This window comes from Pseudomonas sp. RIT-PI-S (assembly GCF_025642975.1).
GTDB lineage: Bacteria > Pseudomonadota > Gammaproteobacteria > Pseudomonadales > Pseudomonadaceae > Aquipseudomonas.
In genome coordinates this window covers 89,674-106,263 of the sequence record NZ_JANZKJ010000017.1, presented here as the reverse complement: position 1 = coordinate 106,263, position 16,590 = coordinate 89,674, and the positions used below count along the sequence as shown (strand labels likewise).

The following is a 16,590-nucleotide window of genomic DNA, read 5'->3' as shown; positions in this document are numbered from 1 at the left end:
TTGAATATCCGCGTCTGGCGGAAATACGCCCTGGGCGCGGCCCTGTCCCTGTTGCGCACTCATGTGTTCTCTCCGTTGGTAGCCAGCAGCCCGAACAGGCCATGCAAAGGCACGGCCAGCCACGTTGGGCGGTTTTCGGCTTCGTAAGCGATTTCGTAGGCAGCCTTTTCGAGGCTGAACAATTCAAGGGCCGCGCGCTCTCCTTCGGGGTCTTCCCACGCATGGGGAAGCGTGGCGCTGGCCAGCCCGTAGGCTTCGATGAAGGCTTGACGTGCTTCGCCCAGGTAGCGCTCGGCCACGTGACGCCGTGCCTCGCCCGCCTGGCTGGAGCTGTCCACTGCCTGGGCGCTGCGCACGGCCATGGCGGCGGCGTAATCGAACGACCGCAGCACGCCACTGACGTCCTTGTAGGGGCTGTATTTGCCCCGGCGTTCTTCCAGCGGCCGCGCAGGCTCGCCTTCGAAGTCGATCAAATAGGCATCGCCCTGCACCACCAGTACCTGGCCCAGGTGCAGGTCGCCATGCACCCGCATCACCAACCCACCCGCCGCCGCGCGGGCGAGCTTGGCCACATGGGCCAGCAGGGCGTCGCGCCGGGCCAGGAGTTCGGCCACCTTGGGTTTGGCGTCATCGGTGAAGCTGTCCTTGTGTTGTTCGAGTAGGTGCAGCGCGCGTTCGACCTGCGCGGTAACGCTTTTGCTCCATGCCTCGGCATCTTTTTCATCACTGACCCGGGCGGCGAAGTCGGGGTTGTCGGTGTCCCCGGCCAGCGCCACATGCATTTCGCCCAGGCGCTGGCCGAGCATGCCGGCGAAGGCCTTGAGTTCTTCCAGGGCGTTGTAGTGCTGGGCCTGCTCGGAGCGGGCGGCGTCGAGCTCATCGCGCACCGCGCGCTCGAGGTTGTTCTGGGTCCACTCCCAGGCGTCGCCCTGGTTGTTGAGGTAGCCCTGGGCGATCATCAACAAATGTGGCGTGCCGGCGTCGTCTACCCGAACCACCGAACCCATCAGCGGCGAGATGTTCTGGTAGCCCGCCGCCGTGAGGAAGGCGCCCATCTCCAGCTCCGGGTGGACGCCGCCGCTGACCTTGCGAATCATTTTCAGCACCATGGAGCCATCTATCACCACGGAGCTGTTGGACTGCTCGGCCGACAGGTAGCGGATGGCCGGCTCCTCGGTGAGGTTCAGCGCGGCCATTTGCGCGGTATGGGTAAAGCGCAACTCCCCTTCCCCGCAAGGCAACACAGTGTCGGCCTTGAGCCCCTTGACCACCGCGCGGATAAAGCTCTCCAGCACGAAGGCATCGGTGAGCAGGCCCACCTTGTTGTTGCGGCGCACCCGCGACAACGCCAACTGCTGCGGCAAGGCGCTGGTGATCAATTCCTCGGGCAAAAACCCGAAGGGGAACTGGTAGCGGCTCACCACACCGCCGCTGCTCACTTCGATCTCGCTCAGCAGCACGGGCGTGGGCAGGTTGCTGAAGCGCGCGCCGTAGGCCAGGCGGATGCTGTCGATAGCCGTGCCCTTGCCCGCGAACCAGCGACGCTTGGGCAGGTACTGTTGCAGCGTCGCTTGCTCGAGCGTATGCCGCGCCGGCCCTTCGAGCAGCTCCTCCATGCGTTTTTTGAGCACCAGAGTTTCGAAGTCGGGCATAGGTTGCGCGGGTTCCACGTGCCAGCTGGGCATTTGATTCTCCGGTGCGAGCAGAAACCAGTAAAAAGCGTAAGGGGGCAAGGTCAGCAGGAAGTTCAGTTGCCCGATCGGTGGGAAGGCACTGCCGCCCAGCATCTCCACCGGAACCATGCCCGCGTAGGGCGACAGGTCCAGCTCGGCGGCCTGGGCAGCGCGCGACACGTTGGCCACGCACAGCACCTGCTCGGTCTTGCCGTTGCCGTCGGTGTACTCGCGGATGTATGCGAGCACCCGGCGGTTGCTAGGCGTGAGCATCTTCAGCGTACCGCGGCCGAAGGCTTGTTGTTGCTTGCGCACCGCCAGCAGGCGGCGGGTCCAGTTCAACAGCGAATGCGGATCGCCGGCCTGGGTTTCTACGTTGACCGCTTGGTAGCCATAGAGCGGGTCTTGGATGGGTGGCAATACCAGGCTCGCCGGGTTGGCTCGAGAAAAGCCACCGTTGCGGTCCACTGACCACTGCATCGGGGTGCGCACGCCGTCGCGGTCGCCCAGGTAAATGTTGTCGCCCATGCCGATCTCGTCGCCGTAATACAGGGTGGGCGTGCCGGGCATGGACAACAGCAGGCTGGTCAACAGTTCGATCCGCCGACGGTCGCGCTCCAGCAGGGGCGCAAGGCGGCGGCGGATGCCTAGGTTGATCCGCGCACGCCGATCGGCGGCATAGTGGTTCCAGAGGTAATCACGCTCCCGGTCCGTGACCATTTCCAGGGTCAGTTCATCGTGGTTGCGCAGGAAGATCGCCCACTGGCAGTTCGGCGGGATCTCGGGGGTCTGCCGCAGGATGTCGGTGATCGGGAAGCGGTCCTCCTGGGCCAAGGCCATGTACATGCGCGGCATCAGCGGAAAGTGGAACGCCATGTGGCATTCGTCGCCGTGGTCGCCTTTGCGGTCGCCGAAGTACAGCTGGGTATCTTCAGGCCACTGGTTGGCCTCGGCGAGGAGCATCCGGTCCGGGTAATTGGCGTCGATCTCGGCGCGGATGGCCTTGAGCACCTGGTGGGTTTCCACCAGGTTCTCGTTGTTGGTGCCGTCGCGCTCGATCAGGTAAGGGATGGCATCCAGGCGCAAGCCGTCGATGCCCAGGTCCAGCCAATAGCGCATCACCCCGATGACCGCCTTCATCACCTGCGGGTTGTCGAAGTTCAGGTCCGGCTGGTGCGAGTAGAACCGGTGCCAGAAGTATTGGCCGGCGACAGGGTCCCAGGTCCAGTTGGACTTCTCGGTGTCGAGGAAGATGATCCGGGTGCCGTCGTATTTCTTGTCGTCATCGGACCACACATAGAAATCCCGGGCCCGCGAGCCCTTCTTGGCCCGGCGCGCACGCTGGAACCACGGGTGCTGGTCCGAGGTGTGGTTGATGACCAGCTCGGTGATGATGCGCAGGTTGCGCTTGTGCGCCTCGGCAATGAAGCGGCGCACATCGGCCATGGTGCCGTAGTCCGGGTGTACCGCTTTATATTCCGAGATGTCGTAGCCGTCATCGCGGCGTGGGGAGGGGTAGAACGGCAGCAACCAGATGGTGTTGACCCCTAGCTCGGCGATGTAGTCGAGCTTGGCAATCAGCCCCGGGAAGTCACCGATGCCGTCGTTGTTGGAGTCATGGAAGGACTTCACATGCACCTGGTAGATCACCGCATCCTTGTACCAGAGCGGGTCGTTCAAAAACGCTTCGCGGGGTTTCTTAGCCATTTATGGGGCATCCGTCAGATTGAAGCCTTTTCCATTCGCCAGATCCCAAAGGGCATCTGCGGCTCCAGGCGCATGAATTGAGTCTTGCCGTACCAGGTCCAGCGGTGCCCGGTCATCAGGTCCTCACCATTGACCGCGGCATTGTCGCCAAGCCCCAGCTCCCACAGAGGCAATTCGAACTGCGCCTCCTGGACGTTGTGCGGGTCGAGGTTGATCGCCACCAGGATGAAGTTCTTTTTGTCCGGGGTACGTTTGCCGAAATACAGGATGTTGTCGTTGAACGCATTGTAGAAAGCCACGCCCAGATGGGTTTGCAAGGCCGGGTTCTGCCGGCGGATGCGGTTGAGCTGGGCGATCTCGGCAATGATGTTCCCCGGCTGGGTGAAATCTCGCACGCGGATTTCGTATTTCTCCGAATCCAGGTACTCCTCCTTGCCGGGAATAGGCGCGGCCTCGCAGATCTCGAAGCCCGAGTACATACCCCACAGGCCCGACCCCATCGTTGCCAGCGCGGCGCGGATCAGGAACCCGGGGCGCCCGCTTTCATGGAGGAAGAACGGGTTGATATCCGGCGTGTTGACGAAGAAGTTCGGCCGATAGCACAGCGACCATGGCGGCTGGTTGAGCTCGGTGAAGTACTTCTGCAGCTCGGCCTTGCTGTTGCGCCACGTGAAGTAGGTGTAGCTCTGGCTGTACCCGACCTTGCCCAACCGGGCCATCATCGCGGGCTTGGTGAAGGCCTCGGCGAGGAACATCACGTCCGGATCGCGGCTGCGGATTTCCTCGATCATCCATTGCCAGAACGGCAGTGGTTTGGTGTGGGGATTGTCCACTCGGAAGATCTTCACACCTTCCTGTACCCAGCCCCAGACCACCTCGCATAGTTCGAGCCACAGCGACGGCACGGCTTCGGCCGCATAGAAGTCGACGTTGACGATGTCCTGGTATTTCTTCGGCGGGTTTTCCGCGTAGCGGATGGTGCCGTCGGGGCGCCAGGAGAACCAGCCCGGATGCTGCTTGAGCCAGGGGTGGTCCTGGGAGCACTGGATGGCGAAGTCCAGCGCGACCTCAAGGCCATGCTCGGCGGCTGCCTTGACCAGGCGGCGGAAGTCCTCGCGGGTGCCCAACTGCGGGTGGATCGCTTCATGGCCGCCATCGGGGCTGCCGATCGCGTATGGGCTGCCAACGTCGTCCGGGCCTGCTTCAAGGGAGTTGTTGCGGCCCTTGCGGTGCGCCCGGCCGATGGGGTGGATGGGGGTGAAATACAGCACGTCGAAGCCCATGTCGCGGATCATCGGCAATCGGCCGTGCACGTCGTTGAAGGTGCCGTGGCGCTTGGGGTCGTCGGTGATCGAACGGGGGAACAGTTCGTACCAGCTGGCGAATTCGGCCCGCTCCCGCTCGACTTCTACCGGATATTCAGGGCTGTGGCTGAGGAACGGGCGGTTGTCTGCCTCGCGCATGGCTTGGGCGGTCGCCGGCTCCAGCAACAGCGCCACGCGCCGATCCGTGTCTAGCCCGGCCAGGCGGTCATGCACGCCTTTGATACGTTCACGCAGCTCGCCTTCGCAGCGCTGCATCGCCTGCTCCAGATGCAAGCGCCCTTCTTCAAGCTCCAGGTCAATGTTCACCCCGGCGCCGTACTTCTTTTCTATCTCATAGCGATAGCTGGCGAACTCATCCTTCCAGGCCTCGATCACAAAACTGTGCCGGGCGACTTCGTCAAAGGTGATCTGCGCCTGCCAGCTATCGTTGCCCAGGTCCGCCATGGGCGTGCTTTGCCAGTCCGGGTTGCCGACCTTATGCCAGCGCAGGATGACCGCCAGCTTGTCATGGCCATCGGTGAACACCTTGGCATCGATGGTCAGCGTGCGGCCAGCCAACGATTTGACCGGCCAGGCACCGTCGTCGAGCACCGGCGACACGTCTTCGATAGCGATGCGTGGCAACAGCAACGCCTCGGATATGGTCAAGCGGTGTTCAAGGTGTTCGCCATGGGGCGCCCCTGGCCCCGTTTCAAAGGTTTGTTCCACCGTCATCGAGCTTCGCTCCCTACGCCTCGTGGACGCCACGCGTTCACTTGTGCCCTGCCGAAACCGGGCGGCTTCGACCTTTGAATTCGGAGGCTGAGCACTTTTGAAAGTTCAAGCGCTGTGCGCCCGTCAGGTGGCGGCCGGCGCACGGGACCCTTTCGCTTCGCTAAAGGGTCTGTTGAAAGAATCCGCACACAGGAGCATCGCCATGACCCTACCCCTTCCCGAGCCGCTCGACATTCCCGATCCGAACATCGACGATCCGGCGCTGCCGCCGGCGGCCCCACGCGATGAGCCCGACGAGGTCCCGTCCCCCGCCAGCACACCCCCAGGCATAGGCGACCCACCGGCAGAGGCTCCGCCAGCGCACGCTGGGCCGCTCTGAATCTATGCTTACAGCGGGACGAACCAAGCGCGTTGGATCCGGTCTGATATTAGTGGTCAGCAGCGTTGGCACGAATGGCAAAAACGCAGGCCAATGCTGCACCAATGCTCGTTGAAGCACGCAAACTTGCCTGTCAGGATGCCGCCATCCCAGCAACCAGCGTGCGCGGCGGGCCCGCCTTAACAATAAGCAGGGACTTTGCGAATGTCTGCACAGGCTATTTCCGCCCAGGGCCAGGATGCCAACCTCCTTAACAACCCTATTTTGAGTGAGGTCCGCAATCACGTCGGCTACCTCACTTTGAACCGCCCCGCGGGTATCAACGCGCTCACCTTGCCAATGGTGCGCGAAATGCGTGCACGCCTTGCCGAATGGGCCGAAGACAGCGACGTGCTGGTGGTGGTGCTGCGCGGCGCCGGCAACAAGGGCTTCTGCGCCGGCGGCGACGTGCGTGCGCTGTGCGAGAGCTACGAACGCCACGACAACCTGCACCAAACGTTTTTCGCCGAGGAATATCAGCTGGACCTGGCCCTGCATCAATTCCGCAAGCCAGTGGTCGCGCTGATGGATGGCTTCACCCTCGGCGGCGGCATGGGCCTGGCACAGGCCGCCGAGTTGCGCGTGGTGACCGAGCGCAGCTGGCTGGGCATGCCCGAGACCGCCATCGGGTTTTTTCCAGACGTTGGCGCCAGTTATTTCCTGTCCCGGCTGCCCGGCGCCATCGGCCTTTACCTAGGCATCACCGGTGCCCGCATCCAGGCGGCCGATGCCCTCTATTGCGGCCTTGCCGACTGGTTCGTGGAGCACGACCGGCTGGCGCAGTTCGAAGAGCGCCTGGACCGCACCGAATGGTCGGCCATGCCCTTGAAGGATGTACAGAACGTGCTCGCCAAGCTGGGCGTGCAAGTGCTGCCTGAGCCGCCGCTGGATCGCCTGCGCCCGGCCATCGATCATTTCTTCAATCAACCGGAGGTGCCCAGCATCATTGAACAGCTTCGCCAGGTGAACGTGGCGGACAGCCGCGACTGGGCCTTGCGCACGGCCGAAGAAATGGCGCTGCGCTCGCCCCTGGCGATGGTGGTAACCCGTGAAATGCTAGTGTTCGGGCGCCAGCTGAGCCTCGAGAGCTGCTTCCATATGGAGCTGCATCTGGCCAGCCAGTGGTTCGAGCGAGGCGACTTGCTCGAAGGCGTGCGGGCCCTGCTGATCGACAAAGACAAGCGGCCGCGCTGGAAGCCGGCCCCAGGCCCACGACAACTACAAGAACTATTCGAAGGCCTCTGACCCTCGCCCTCCCGCAGGAGCGGGCGCCGGGGGCAGGCAGGCTTTGCCAAGGAGTGACACATGCAAGACCTCGAGCTGAGCGAAGAACAGGTCATGTTCCGCGACATGGCGCGCCAGTTTGCCCAGGGGCAGATCGCGCCCCATGCCCAGGCGTGGGAGAAGGCTGGCTGGATCGACGACCAGGTGATCGCACAAATGGGCGAACTGGGGCTGCTGGGCATGGTAGTGCCCGAGCAATGGGGCGGCAGTTACCTGGACTACGTCGCCTACGCCCTGGCTGTGGAGGAAATCTCCGCCGCCGATGCGGCAGTGGGCGCAATGATGAGCGTGCACAACTCGGTAGGTTGCGGGCCGATCCTCAAGTTCGGCACCGCTGCCCAGCAAGACACCTGGCTACCGCGGCTGGCTAGCGGCCAGGCCATTGGCTGCTTCTGCCTGACCGAACCCCAGGCGGGCTCCGAAGCGCACAACCTGCGCACCCGGGCGGAACGCCAAGGGGATGAATGGGTGCTCAACGGTGCCAAGCAGTTCGTTACCAACGGCCGCCGCGCAGAGCTGGCCATCGTGTTCGCGGTGACCGATCCGCAACTGGGCAAAAAGGGCCTGTCCGCGTTCTTGGTGCCGACCGCGACCCCGGGCTTTACCGTTGACCGCAGCGAACACAAGCTGGGCATTCGCGCCTCGGACACCTGCGCGATCACCCTGAGCGACTGCCGGGTGCCGGCGGCCAACCTGCTGGGCGAACAGGGCAAAGGGCTTGCCATTGCCCTCTCCAACCTGGAGGGCGGCCGCATTGGTATCGCCGCGCAGGCGGTAGGGGTTGCCCGTGCCGCGCTGGAAGCCGCGCTGCGCTATGGCCGCGATCGGGTGCAGTTCGGTCAACCCATCGTCGAGCATCAAAGCGTGGCCAACCTGCTGGCCGACATGCACACCCGGATCAACGCCGCGCGCCTGCTGGTGCTGCACGCCGCGCGCCTGCGCAGCGCCGGCCTGCCGTGCTTGTCCGAAGCCTCCCAGGCCAAGCTGTTCGCCTCGGAAATGGCCGAATGGGTATGCTCCAAGGCGATCCAGATCCACGGTGGCTACGGGTACCTGGAGGACTATCCGGTGGAAAAATACTACCGGGACGCCCGCATCACGCAGATCTACGAGGGTTCCAGCGAGATCCAGCGAATGGTGATAGCACGGGAGCTGGTGCGCAACGGCCTCTGATCCCTTTGGCGCCGAAGGCCCTGCGCCTTCAGCGCCCGCCCCGCTCATCGCTACGTAAGAAAACCGTCATCCTCGCGCCCTATGGTGAAGTGGCTATTTCCAATCGCCACGAGGGCGCGCCATGTCTTCTGCTCCATTCTCCTCCCTGGCTGAATACGCCCCCGCTGGGGCAGCCCTCAAGTCCTTGTATTTTCTGCGAGAGCAGATGCGCGCTGCGCTGGCCGACCTCGACTTCACGGCTATCGACCCCAGCTACCGCGACAGCGCAGCCAACCTGATCGCCTATCTCGCGCTGCGCCGTCACGATGTGCGGCTGCTGCAACGCCAATTGAACGCGCTCGGGCTGTCCTCGCTTGGCCACTGCGAGAGCGATGCCTTGGACACGGTAACCCGGGTGATCGCAGTGCTGGAGCAGATGCACGCCTCGTTCGGGGCAGCACCCGAAGCCTCCGAGCCGTGGCCCGCACCTGCCCAGGAGTACGCGTTGCAAGGGCATGCCGAGGCGCTCTTCGCCGGCCAGGCCCGTGGCAGGGATGTGCGCATCATGGTCACCATGCCCGAGGAAGCGGCGCACGATGCCCAACTTGTCGAGCGCTTGGTGGTCGCCGGGATGAACTGCCAACGGATCAATTGCGCGCACGATGGTCCCGACGCCTGGGCCAAGATGATCGAGCATGTGCGTCAGGCCTCCCGCAAGCTCGGTAAGCCCTGCCAGGTCGCCATGGACCTGCCCGGGCCCAAACTACGCACCGGCCCCATGGCCGCCGGCCCTGCGATATTGAAACTGCGGCCGCAGCGTGATGAGAACGGCGCCGTGCTGCAACCGGCCCGGGCATACCTGACCGGCGACCGGCACACCGCAGAGGTGGCGGTCGAGGTGCCCGCAAAGTGGTTGCGCACGCTGCAGGTCGGGGACGTGCTCAAATGCCGGGATGCGCGCGGGGCCAAGCGCAAACTGCACGTGGTCGATGTGCAGCCGCAGGGTGTGTGGGTAGAGCTGGATAAAACCACGTACATCGCCCCGAACATGGCCCTCAAACGCAAGGCGCCGGATGGGCGCAAGGCCAAGGCCCGCGTAGTCTCGGTACCGCCTCGAGGGCAGGCGATCAAGCTGCGCGAAGGTGACCTGCTGACGCTTACCCGCGCCGCCGAGCAAGGCGCCCCGGCGCAGGTGGACCCAAGCGGCACGGTGGTCGCCCCGGCGCATATCGGCTGCACCGCCGAGGCCGTGTTCGCCACGGCTAAACCGGGCGACCCGATCTGGTTCGACGACGGCAAGATTGGCGGGAAAGTGCTGGAGGTTAGTGCACAGGCGCTACAGGTGCGCATCGATCACGCACCCGGCGGCGCCAAGCTCAAGGCAGACAAGGGCATCAACCTGCCCAATACCGACCTGGGGCTGGTCGGCCTGGCGGACGATGACCTGGCCGCGCTGGAGTTCGCGGCGCGCCACGCAGACATCATCGAATTGTCGTTCGTGAACTCGGCAGACGATGTCCGCTGCCTGTTCGACCACCTCAAGCGCCTGGATGCCGAGCACCTGGGCGTGGTGCTCAAGATCGAAACCCGCCAGGGCTTCGAAAACCTCCCGCAACTGCTGCTCGAAGGCATGCGCAGCCGTCGGCTGGGCGTGATGATCGCTCGCGGCGACCTGGCGGTCGAAACGGGCTTCGAGCGCACGGCTGAATTGCAGGAAGAAATGCTCTGCCTGTGTGAGGCGGCGCACGTGCCGGTGATTTGGGCGACCCAGGTACTGGAGACCCTGGCCAAGACCGGAGCGCCCACCCGGGCGGAAATGACCGACGCCGCCATGGGCATCCGGGCCGAATGCGTGATGCTCAACAAAGGCCCTTACATTCATAAGGCGATCGCCGCCCTGGACGACCTGCTCAAACGGATGCACAACCACCACGAAAAGAAGCGCGACATGCTGAGGAAGCTGCAGGTAGCGCGCTTGCCGGTGCAGACCGCGCAGGCGTGATCCCTTGTGAGGGCCAGGGGCCGAATAGGAGAAGGCCCTTCACCAACCGGTTCGTGACAGGCCTGCTACCCAGTGGATACAACCCTGTACAAACCCAGCAACGGGGCTGGCAGCCCCGCGCCGCTTGGCTTAGCGGTACGCTCTACCCAAAAATCACTTGCGAGAACTCGCCATACGTCGCAGTCAAGATTGATTATCATTATTTCTAGATGTGAAAATTGCGAATACTTCCCACTTCCCCAAGCTCATTGGAGTATTCGCTCGCCATGCGCAAACTTACTGCAGTCCCGGTGTCAACGCTTACGTTGCTCGCCGTGAGTATCTTCAACAGTGCATTGGCCGATGACAGCACAGTGGCACTGCCTGCCACCGTCGTTGACTCCACAACCGATGCCGCTGCGCAAATTGCACCGCAAAGCTATCAGGCCACGCCTAACACAAGCACCACCCGTTTAAACCTTACTCCGCAGGAAACCCCGCAGAGCACCACGAGCGTCAAGCGTCAGGCGATCGAGGATTTCAAGCTGAACAGCATCCGGGATGTGTTGGCCAACACCCCTGGGGTGAACGTTCAGAAGACCGAGACAGATCGGACCTACTTCACCGCCCGTGGTTACGACATCACCAATTTCGAATACGACGGCATGGGCATGCCGCTGAACAATGGTTTGCTGGTGGGTGACATCGACCCCGCGCCGTACGAACAGATCGACATTCTGCACGGCGCCAACGGGCTGATGAGCGGAAGTGGCAACCCCTCGGCCATCATTAACTTCGTGCGCAAGCGGCCCACTTATGACACCCAAGCACGTGTGGATGTCAGTGCCGGTTCCTGGGACAAGCGCCGGGTCGACGTCGACGTGTCCGGCCCTTTGACCGAGACCGGGAACATACGTGGGCGGTTGATCTACGCCAACGAGGTAGGCAATTCCTATCTCGACCGCTATTCCCGCGAAAAGAACATATTCAGCGGGCTGCTGGCGTTCGACCTTACCGAGAACGACACCCTGACCGTCGGTTACGAAGATCAGAAAACCAGCTCCGATGGTGCCAGTTGGGGCTCGCTGCCGCTGACCGATGCCAGCGGCAAGGCTATCCACTACAGCAGTACTCACGCCAACATCGCGCAGCCGTGGTCATACTGGAACATCCATACCACCCGTGCCTTCGCCGAGTGGGAGCACAGCTTCGCCAACGACTGGAAGTCCACGCTGACGCTTACGGCCATGGAGCACCGCGAAGATACCCAGATGTTCTACATCTACAGCTCGGATGCGACCACCGGGTATACGGGGCTGGGGTCCAAGTACAAGGACAAGACCCGCGAGGTGGACGCAGACCTGTCCCTCACCGGCCCATTCTCCTTGGCTGGCCGCGAGCATCAGCTGACCCTCGGTGCCAATGTGGCCCGCTCGCGCACCCAGGAAACGTCGCTGTATGGCAGCGCCTTGTACTACACGCCGGTTTCGCTCGAGGACGCCTTGAACGGCAACGTCGCCAAACCTACCTACGACATCGCCAACTCGGCGGACACGTCCAACTACACCGACCGGCAGAAGAGCGTGTATGCCGCCGCGCGATTCAGCCTGGCGGACGATTGGCATTTGATCACCGGGGCACGGATGCTAAGCGCGGACAGCGATGGCGAGAACTACGGGACCGGCCGCGACGTGCGTATCCATGGGAAGGTCACCCCCTACGCCGGGGTGATCTACGACGTGACCCCGCAATACGCGCTCTACGCCAGCTACGCAGAAATCTATAACCCGCAGTACTACCTCAACCCGCAGGGCTCGGTATTGGCGCCCCTCGAAGGCAAGACCTACGAAGCGGGTATCAAGGGGCACCTGCGCGACGGCAAGCTCGACGTATCGGCGGCGCTGTTCCATACCAAGCAGGACAACGTCGCGACCTACGCAGGCTACAATGCCAGCCTCGGTGGCTATCTCTACGACGGCATGTCCTACGAGAGCAACGGCCTGGAACTGCAGACCTCTGGCGAATTGGCGCCCGGCCTGCAGGTTCAGGGCGGCTATACCTATGTGTACATGACCGACGAGGATGACAACCGCGGCCGCACCTTCATGCCGCGCCACCTGTTCACATCCTTGATGACCTACCAGCTGCCCATGGCACCGAAGGTCAAGGTCGGCGGTAGCCTCAAATGGCAGAGCAAGATCCAGAACGACGACGTGCCAGAGGCCAGCCAGGGCGCTTACGCGTTACTGGGCTTGATGACTGGCTACGAGATCGATTCGCACTGGAGCACCCAGCTGAACCTGGACAACCTGACCAACCGCAAATACCTGGAAAGCGTGCGCTACGGCCAGAGCAACTTCGGCACCCCCCGCAACCTCACCGCGTCGATCAGCTGGAAGTTCTGACCAGGTAACGGGCAGGCGCCAGCCACTGATCGCAGTGGCCGGCGCTTAGGCTTGGCCGACTCTCACAGCCCATCCGCTGGCCGCGGCTCATGGATCGGGCAACCGCGATGCTCACCACGGAAGCCCGCCGAATGCTCGTAGGCCGGCTTGCGCACGCGCATGATGCCGCCCAGCGGGCGATGCGCGGCCAGGCCATGCCAGGGGCTGAAGGACATGCCGTCGTCCACCTCGCTTACCCGTTCGGTCGACCACGTGGGCTGCCGGGGGATGTCGATACGCGCTACGGCGACATACGGGCTCTGGTCTTCAGGCCATAGCACCGAGGCGTCTTCGATAGGCATTTTCTCGGCGTCGGTGGCGAGCTGAATCCGCACTTCCCAGGTGCCGTCCTGCTCGGCGAAGTAGGCCTGCACGGCTTCACGCAAGCCGTCGGGCTTGTCGTCCAGGTCCACCTTCTGCCCGGTCAGCGCGGTCAGGCCAGGCGACACCGGAGCGACGCTGAGCTTGGCGTAATAGGCGCCGTAAAGGATGGGCACGACCGTGTAAAAGGTTTCGCCGAGGATATGCGTCAAGGGGTGGCCACCAAGGCTTCTCAGCGTGCCGCTTTCACCGCCCATGGCCTCGACCGTGGATTCGATACCGCGCAGGGCCGCCGAGAGGGCTTTCTTCAGCCCTGGGGCCTTGTCGGTGGTTTTTGCCAGGAGCTTCAGCGTTTTTAGAAAATCCTTCGGGGTGGCCGCGGTGAACGCCCTGGCGTTCTGCATGACGAAGTCCTGGGTGGTGTCGCCTTCGCTGCCCGGCAGCCGCTCCCCTTCCACGCCGATGATCTTCAACGCCAGGCCACGCGGGGTGGAGACCTTGTCGTCGAGGATGTCCCCAGGGTTGGTGGACAGCCGCATCACCACGTTGTAGCGGCCGGGCCGGGCGAACGCGCCTTGGGCCAGCTCCGACGGCAGCCCGTCGAGCACCGTCAGCGTTCCCTTGAGCAGCCCGTGGGCCTTGGCATGAACGCTACGCACCGGATGGCCGTAATCGGCCAGGGTGGTTTCCAGGATGCTGTGCATGGCTTCGACCAAAGCCGCGCTGGTTTCGGCTTCGTCTTCAGGTATCTGCTCGAAGGATGGCTGGAACAGGATCGGCGGCACGACGGGCGGAAGGGTATTCATGGGTAGGGTCTCGATCGGCTGAGTACGGTGGCGCGCCGTGCCCGGTTTCTTTATCGACGGGCTAAGGCGGGACCTACTGCCGACCCTCAAACCCTGCCCGGCGTTCAGCGGCTGCGACCAACGCAGCGGCAACCGGATGCAATCGTTGGCCTGTGAGGCGGTCAACTGTATGCCGCTGGCGATCAGGCCGGCCAAATTTCGGAGGGCGGGCTGTGAGCGAGCAGGTGCGGAAGGCAGGCTTTCTAGGCTTCGACGTGTTTGGCACGGTGGTGGACTGGCGCAACGGCGTGGCCCGTGCGGCGCAGCCGTTCCTCGACCGCTACGCAATCGATGTCGATCCACTGAACTTCGCCGACGAGTGGCGGGGGCTGTATCAGCCCTCGATGCAGCGGGTGCGCTCAGGGGAGCGTGCCTTCGTGACCCTCGACGTGCTGCACCGGGAAAACCTCGAAACCGTCCTGGCCAGGCACAACGCCGACTTTGCCGCCATCCGCGAACGCGACCTGGTGGCGCTGAACACCGCCTGGGAACGGCTCGACCCTTGGCCCGACGCTGTCGAAGGGCTGACCCGGCTCAAGTCCCGCTTTCCCATAGGGCCCCTGTCTAACGGCCATATCGCCGGCATGTTGAACCTGGCGAGGTTCGGTGGGCTGCCCTGGGATGTCATTACCGGCGCCGGGTTGGCCCAGACCTACAAGCCGCAACCGCAGGCTTACCTCAAATCCGTGGCCGCGGTAGGCCTGCTGCCCGAGCGGACGGCGATGGTCGCCGCCCATAACCAGGACCTTGCCGCGGCCAGCGCGACCGGCATGCGCACGGTGTTCGTACGCCGGCCCACCGAACATGGCCCCGCTCAACAGACCGACCTCGCAGCGACCGGCCCCTGGGACATCGTTGCCGAATCGCTGATCGAGGTGGCGCAAGCGTTGGAGTGTTGAGCCAGGCTCGCGGGTGATTCGGCTTCACCCATGCCCTCCAGGGCAGGGCGCTTCTTGCAGGTGCGGGCAAGCTCACCAGCGACGGCCAGAACGCACTACCCAGCAGACAGGGAGACCGCATGAACGACAATAAAAAGCAGCATTGGCACACCACCCTGGTTCAGCCTCAGGTGCAGGTGCCGGCGGGCTTCAAGGCCCTGGTGCCGGCGATACACCGGGGGTCGACCGTGGTATTCGAGCGGCTGGCCGATGTGCAGGACAACTGGCGCCAGGACCACTACACCTACGGCCTGTACGGCACCCCCACTACCCGTGAACTGGCGCTGCGCATCGCCGAGCTGGAAGGCGCCCACGGCAGCTTCATCACCCCGGGAGGCCAGGCGGCGATTCTGCTGGTGTATCTGGCTTGCTGCCGGGCCGGCTCGCATGTGCTGCTGCCAGACAGCGCCTACGGCCCCAACCGCGAACTGGCGACAGATTTATTGGCGGGGCTGGGCATCGAGGTCGAACCTTACGACCCGCTGGCCGGCGCGAACATCGCCACCCTGATCAGGCCTAATACCCACCTGGTGTGGTGCGAAAGCCCCGGCTCCATCACCATGGAAGTGCAAGACGTTCCAGCCATCGTGGCCGCCGCGCACCAGGCGGGAGTGCCCGTGGCCCTGGACAACACCTACGCCGCCGGGGTCTATTTCGATGCCTTTGCCCACGGGGTGGATATCAGCCTACAAGCCCTGACCAAGTACATAGGCGGGCACAGTGACCTACTGCTCGGCTCGGTGTCTGCCGGCGGCGCACAGTGGTTCGAACGGCTAGGCGCCACCCATCGCCTGCTGGGCTTGGGGGTATCCCCAGACGATTGCGCGCTGGCGCTGCGCGGCCTGGAAACCCTCGCGGTGCGCCTGGAGCGGTTGCAGGCCTCCGCGTTAGAAGTCGTTGGCTGGTGCAAGCAGCAGCAAGCCATCGCCCGGGTGCTGCACCCTGCCCTGCCCGATTGCCCGGGGCATGACCACTGGCAGCGCGACTTCAGCGGCAGCAGCAGCTTGTTTTCCATTGTGTTCCAGCCAGGCTTCGATCAAGCGTGCACCACCCGCTTCGTGGAAGGCCTGCGCTTGTTCAAGCTGGGCTTCAGCTGGGGTGGCACTACCAGCCTGGTGATGGCCTACCCGCGGCTGGCCCGGGGCCCGGCGCGAGCAGGGCAACTGGTGCGGTTGAACATCGGCCTGGAAGCGCCAGCGGACCTGATCGCCGACCTGGCGCAGGCGCTCGCCGGAGCCGGTAGTGCTTGAGCGGCGCGGGCACCGGCATCAGGTGCCCAGCGCAGGCAAAGGCTCGCGTTTACGTTAAAACACATATTGCTCAAATAGCCTTGCAGCGACCGTTCGTCGGCCAGCAGGCACCTTAAGCGCAGCGTCGTACCCAAGCTAAGGTAATCCCCATAATGCGGAGATTCACCCATGAACATGAATAAACTGGCCGGCCTAGTATTAGCCGGTCTGCTGAGCGCAACTTCTGTCGCTGCGCTGGCGGCGGAATCTGGCACCACCACCGCGCCTAACAGTGGTAACACGACTAACCCGTCGACCACGGGCGGTGGCAATGGCACCAATAACGGGGGCATGGGCCAAAGTACTCCTGGCACCCCTGGCACCTCGGGCGCAGGTACCGGCGGCATGACCAACGGCACCGGTGGTGGCAGCGACGGTGGCGGGTCGGGCGATGGCGGTGGCTCTAGCGGCGGCGGTAGCGGCGCTGGTGGTTCGGGCGGCGGCGCTAGCAAATAAGCCTAGGCTTGATCGAACCGGCCGACTGCTTCGCGCAGTGGCC

The 16,590-nt window shown here is 63.7% G+C and carries 11 protein-coding genes; 8 read left to right on the top strand and 3 right to left on the bottom strand.

Going from position 1 to position 16,590, the window contains the following annotated elements:
- Positions 1-59: 59 nt before the first annotated feature.
- Entirely contained in the window at positions 60-3,380 is a 3,321-nt protein-coding gene (treS, locus tag OGL93_RS19860; RefSeq protein ID WP_263264634.1) for a maltose alpha-D-glucosyltransferase, read from the bottom strand.
- A 14-nt stretch (positions 3,381-3,394) separates the two neighbouring features.
- On the bottom strand, positions 3,395-5,419 hold the full coding sequence (locus tag OGL93_RS19855; RefSeq protein WP_263264633.1) for an alpha-1,4-glucan--maltose-1-phosphate maltosyltransferase: 2,025 nt from the start codon (positions 5,417-5,419) through the stop codon (positions 3,395-3,397).
- A 202-nt stretch (positions 5,420-5,621) separates the two neighbouring features.
- On the opposite strand from OGL93_RS19855, the gene OGL93_RS19850 reads away from it, so the two are divergent.
- The 5 genes from OGL93_RS19850 to OGL93_RS19830 all read left to right on the top strand — a co-directional run bounded on the left by OGL93_RS19850 (position 5,622) and on the right by OGL93_RS19830 (position 12,659).
- Positions 5,622-5,798, top strand: coding sequence for a hypothetical protein (locus tag OGL93_RS19850; protein ID WP_263264631.1), 177 nt, complete (start codon positions 5,622-5,624; stop codon positions 5,796-5,798).
- Between the two features lie 204 nt (positions 5,799-6,002).
- Positions 6,003-7,082 (top strand): enoyl-CoA hydratase/isomerase family protein, encoded by a 1,080-nt coding sequence (locus tag OGL93_RS19845; RefSeq protein ID WP_263264629.1) that lies wholly within the window; start codon positions 6,003-6,005, stop codon positions 7,080-7,082.
- A gap of 60 nt (positions 7,083-7,142) precedes the next feature.
- The gene (locus tag OGL93_RS19840; protein ID WP_263264627.1) at positions 7,143-8,294 is read left to right on the top strand and encodes an acyl-CoA dehydrogenase family protein; all 1,152 of its coding nucleotides are present in this window, start codon (positions 7,143-7,145) and stop codon (positions 8,292-8,294) included.
- Positions 8,295-8,415: 121 nt separating this feature from the next.
- Positions 8,416-10,275 carry a pyruvate kinase gene (locus OGL93_RS19835; RefSeq protein ID WP_263264626.1) on the top strand — a complete coding sequence of 620 codons (1,860 nt, stop codon included), beginning with the start codon at positions 8,416-8,418 and terminating at the stop codon, positions 10,273-10,275.
- A 266-nt stretch (positions 10,276-10,541) separates the two neighbouring features.
- Positions 10,542-12,659 carry a TonB-dependent siderophore receptor gene (locus OGL93_RS19830; RefSeq protein WP_263264624.1) on the top strand — a complete coding sequence of 706 codons (2,118 nt, stop codon included), beginning with the start codon at positions 10,542-10,544 and terminating at the stop codon, positions 12,657-12,659.
- Between the two features lie 62 nt (positions 12,660-12,721).
- Here the strand turns inward: OGL93_RS19830 and OGL93_RS19825 are convergent, their stop codons facing one another.
- Positions 12,722-13,825 carry a catalase family protein gene (locus OGL93_RS19825; protein ID WP_263264623.1) on the bottom strand — a complete coding sequence of 368 codons (1,104 nt, stop codon included), beginning with the start codon at positions 13,823-13,825 and terminating at the stop codon, positions 12,722-12,724.
- 212 nt (positions 13,826-14,037) lie between these two features.
- Here OGL93_RS19825 and OGL93_RS19820 point away from each other — a divergent pair, with 212 nt between their 5' ends.
- The 3 genes from OGL93_RS19820 to OGL93_RS19810 all read left to right on the top strand — a co-directional run bounded on the left by OGL93_RS19820 (position 14,038) and on the right by OGL93_RS19810 (position 16,547).
- Positions 14,038-14,763, top strand: coding sequence for a haloacid dehalogenase type II (locus OGL93_RS19820; protein ID WP_263264622.1), 726 nt, complete (start codon positions 14,038-14,040; stop codon positions 14,761-14,763).
- Between the two features lie 119 nt (positions 14,764-14,882).
- Complete coding sequence (locus tag OGL93_RS19815; RefSeq protein ID WP_263264621.1) at positions 14,883-16,052, top strand: cystathionine beta-lyase; 1,170 nt, start codon at positions 14,883-14,885, stop codon at positions 16,050-16,052.
- 168 nt (positions 16,053-16,220) lie between these two features.
- On the top strand, positions 16,221-16,547 hold the full coding sequence (locus OGL93_RS19810) for a hypothetical protein (RefSeq protein ID WP_263264619.1): 327 nt from the start codon (positions 16,221-16,223) through the stop codon (positions 16,545-16,547).
- Positions 16,548-16,590: the final 43 nt, after the last annotated feature.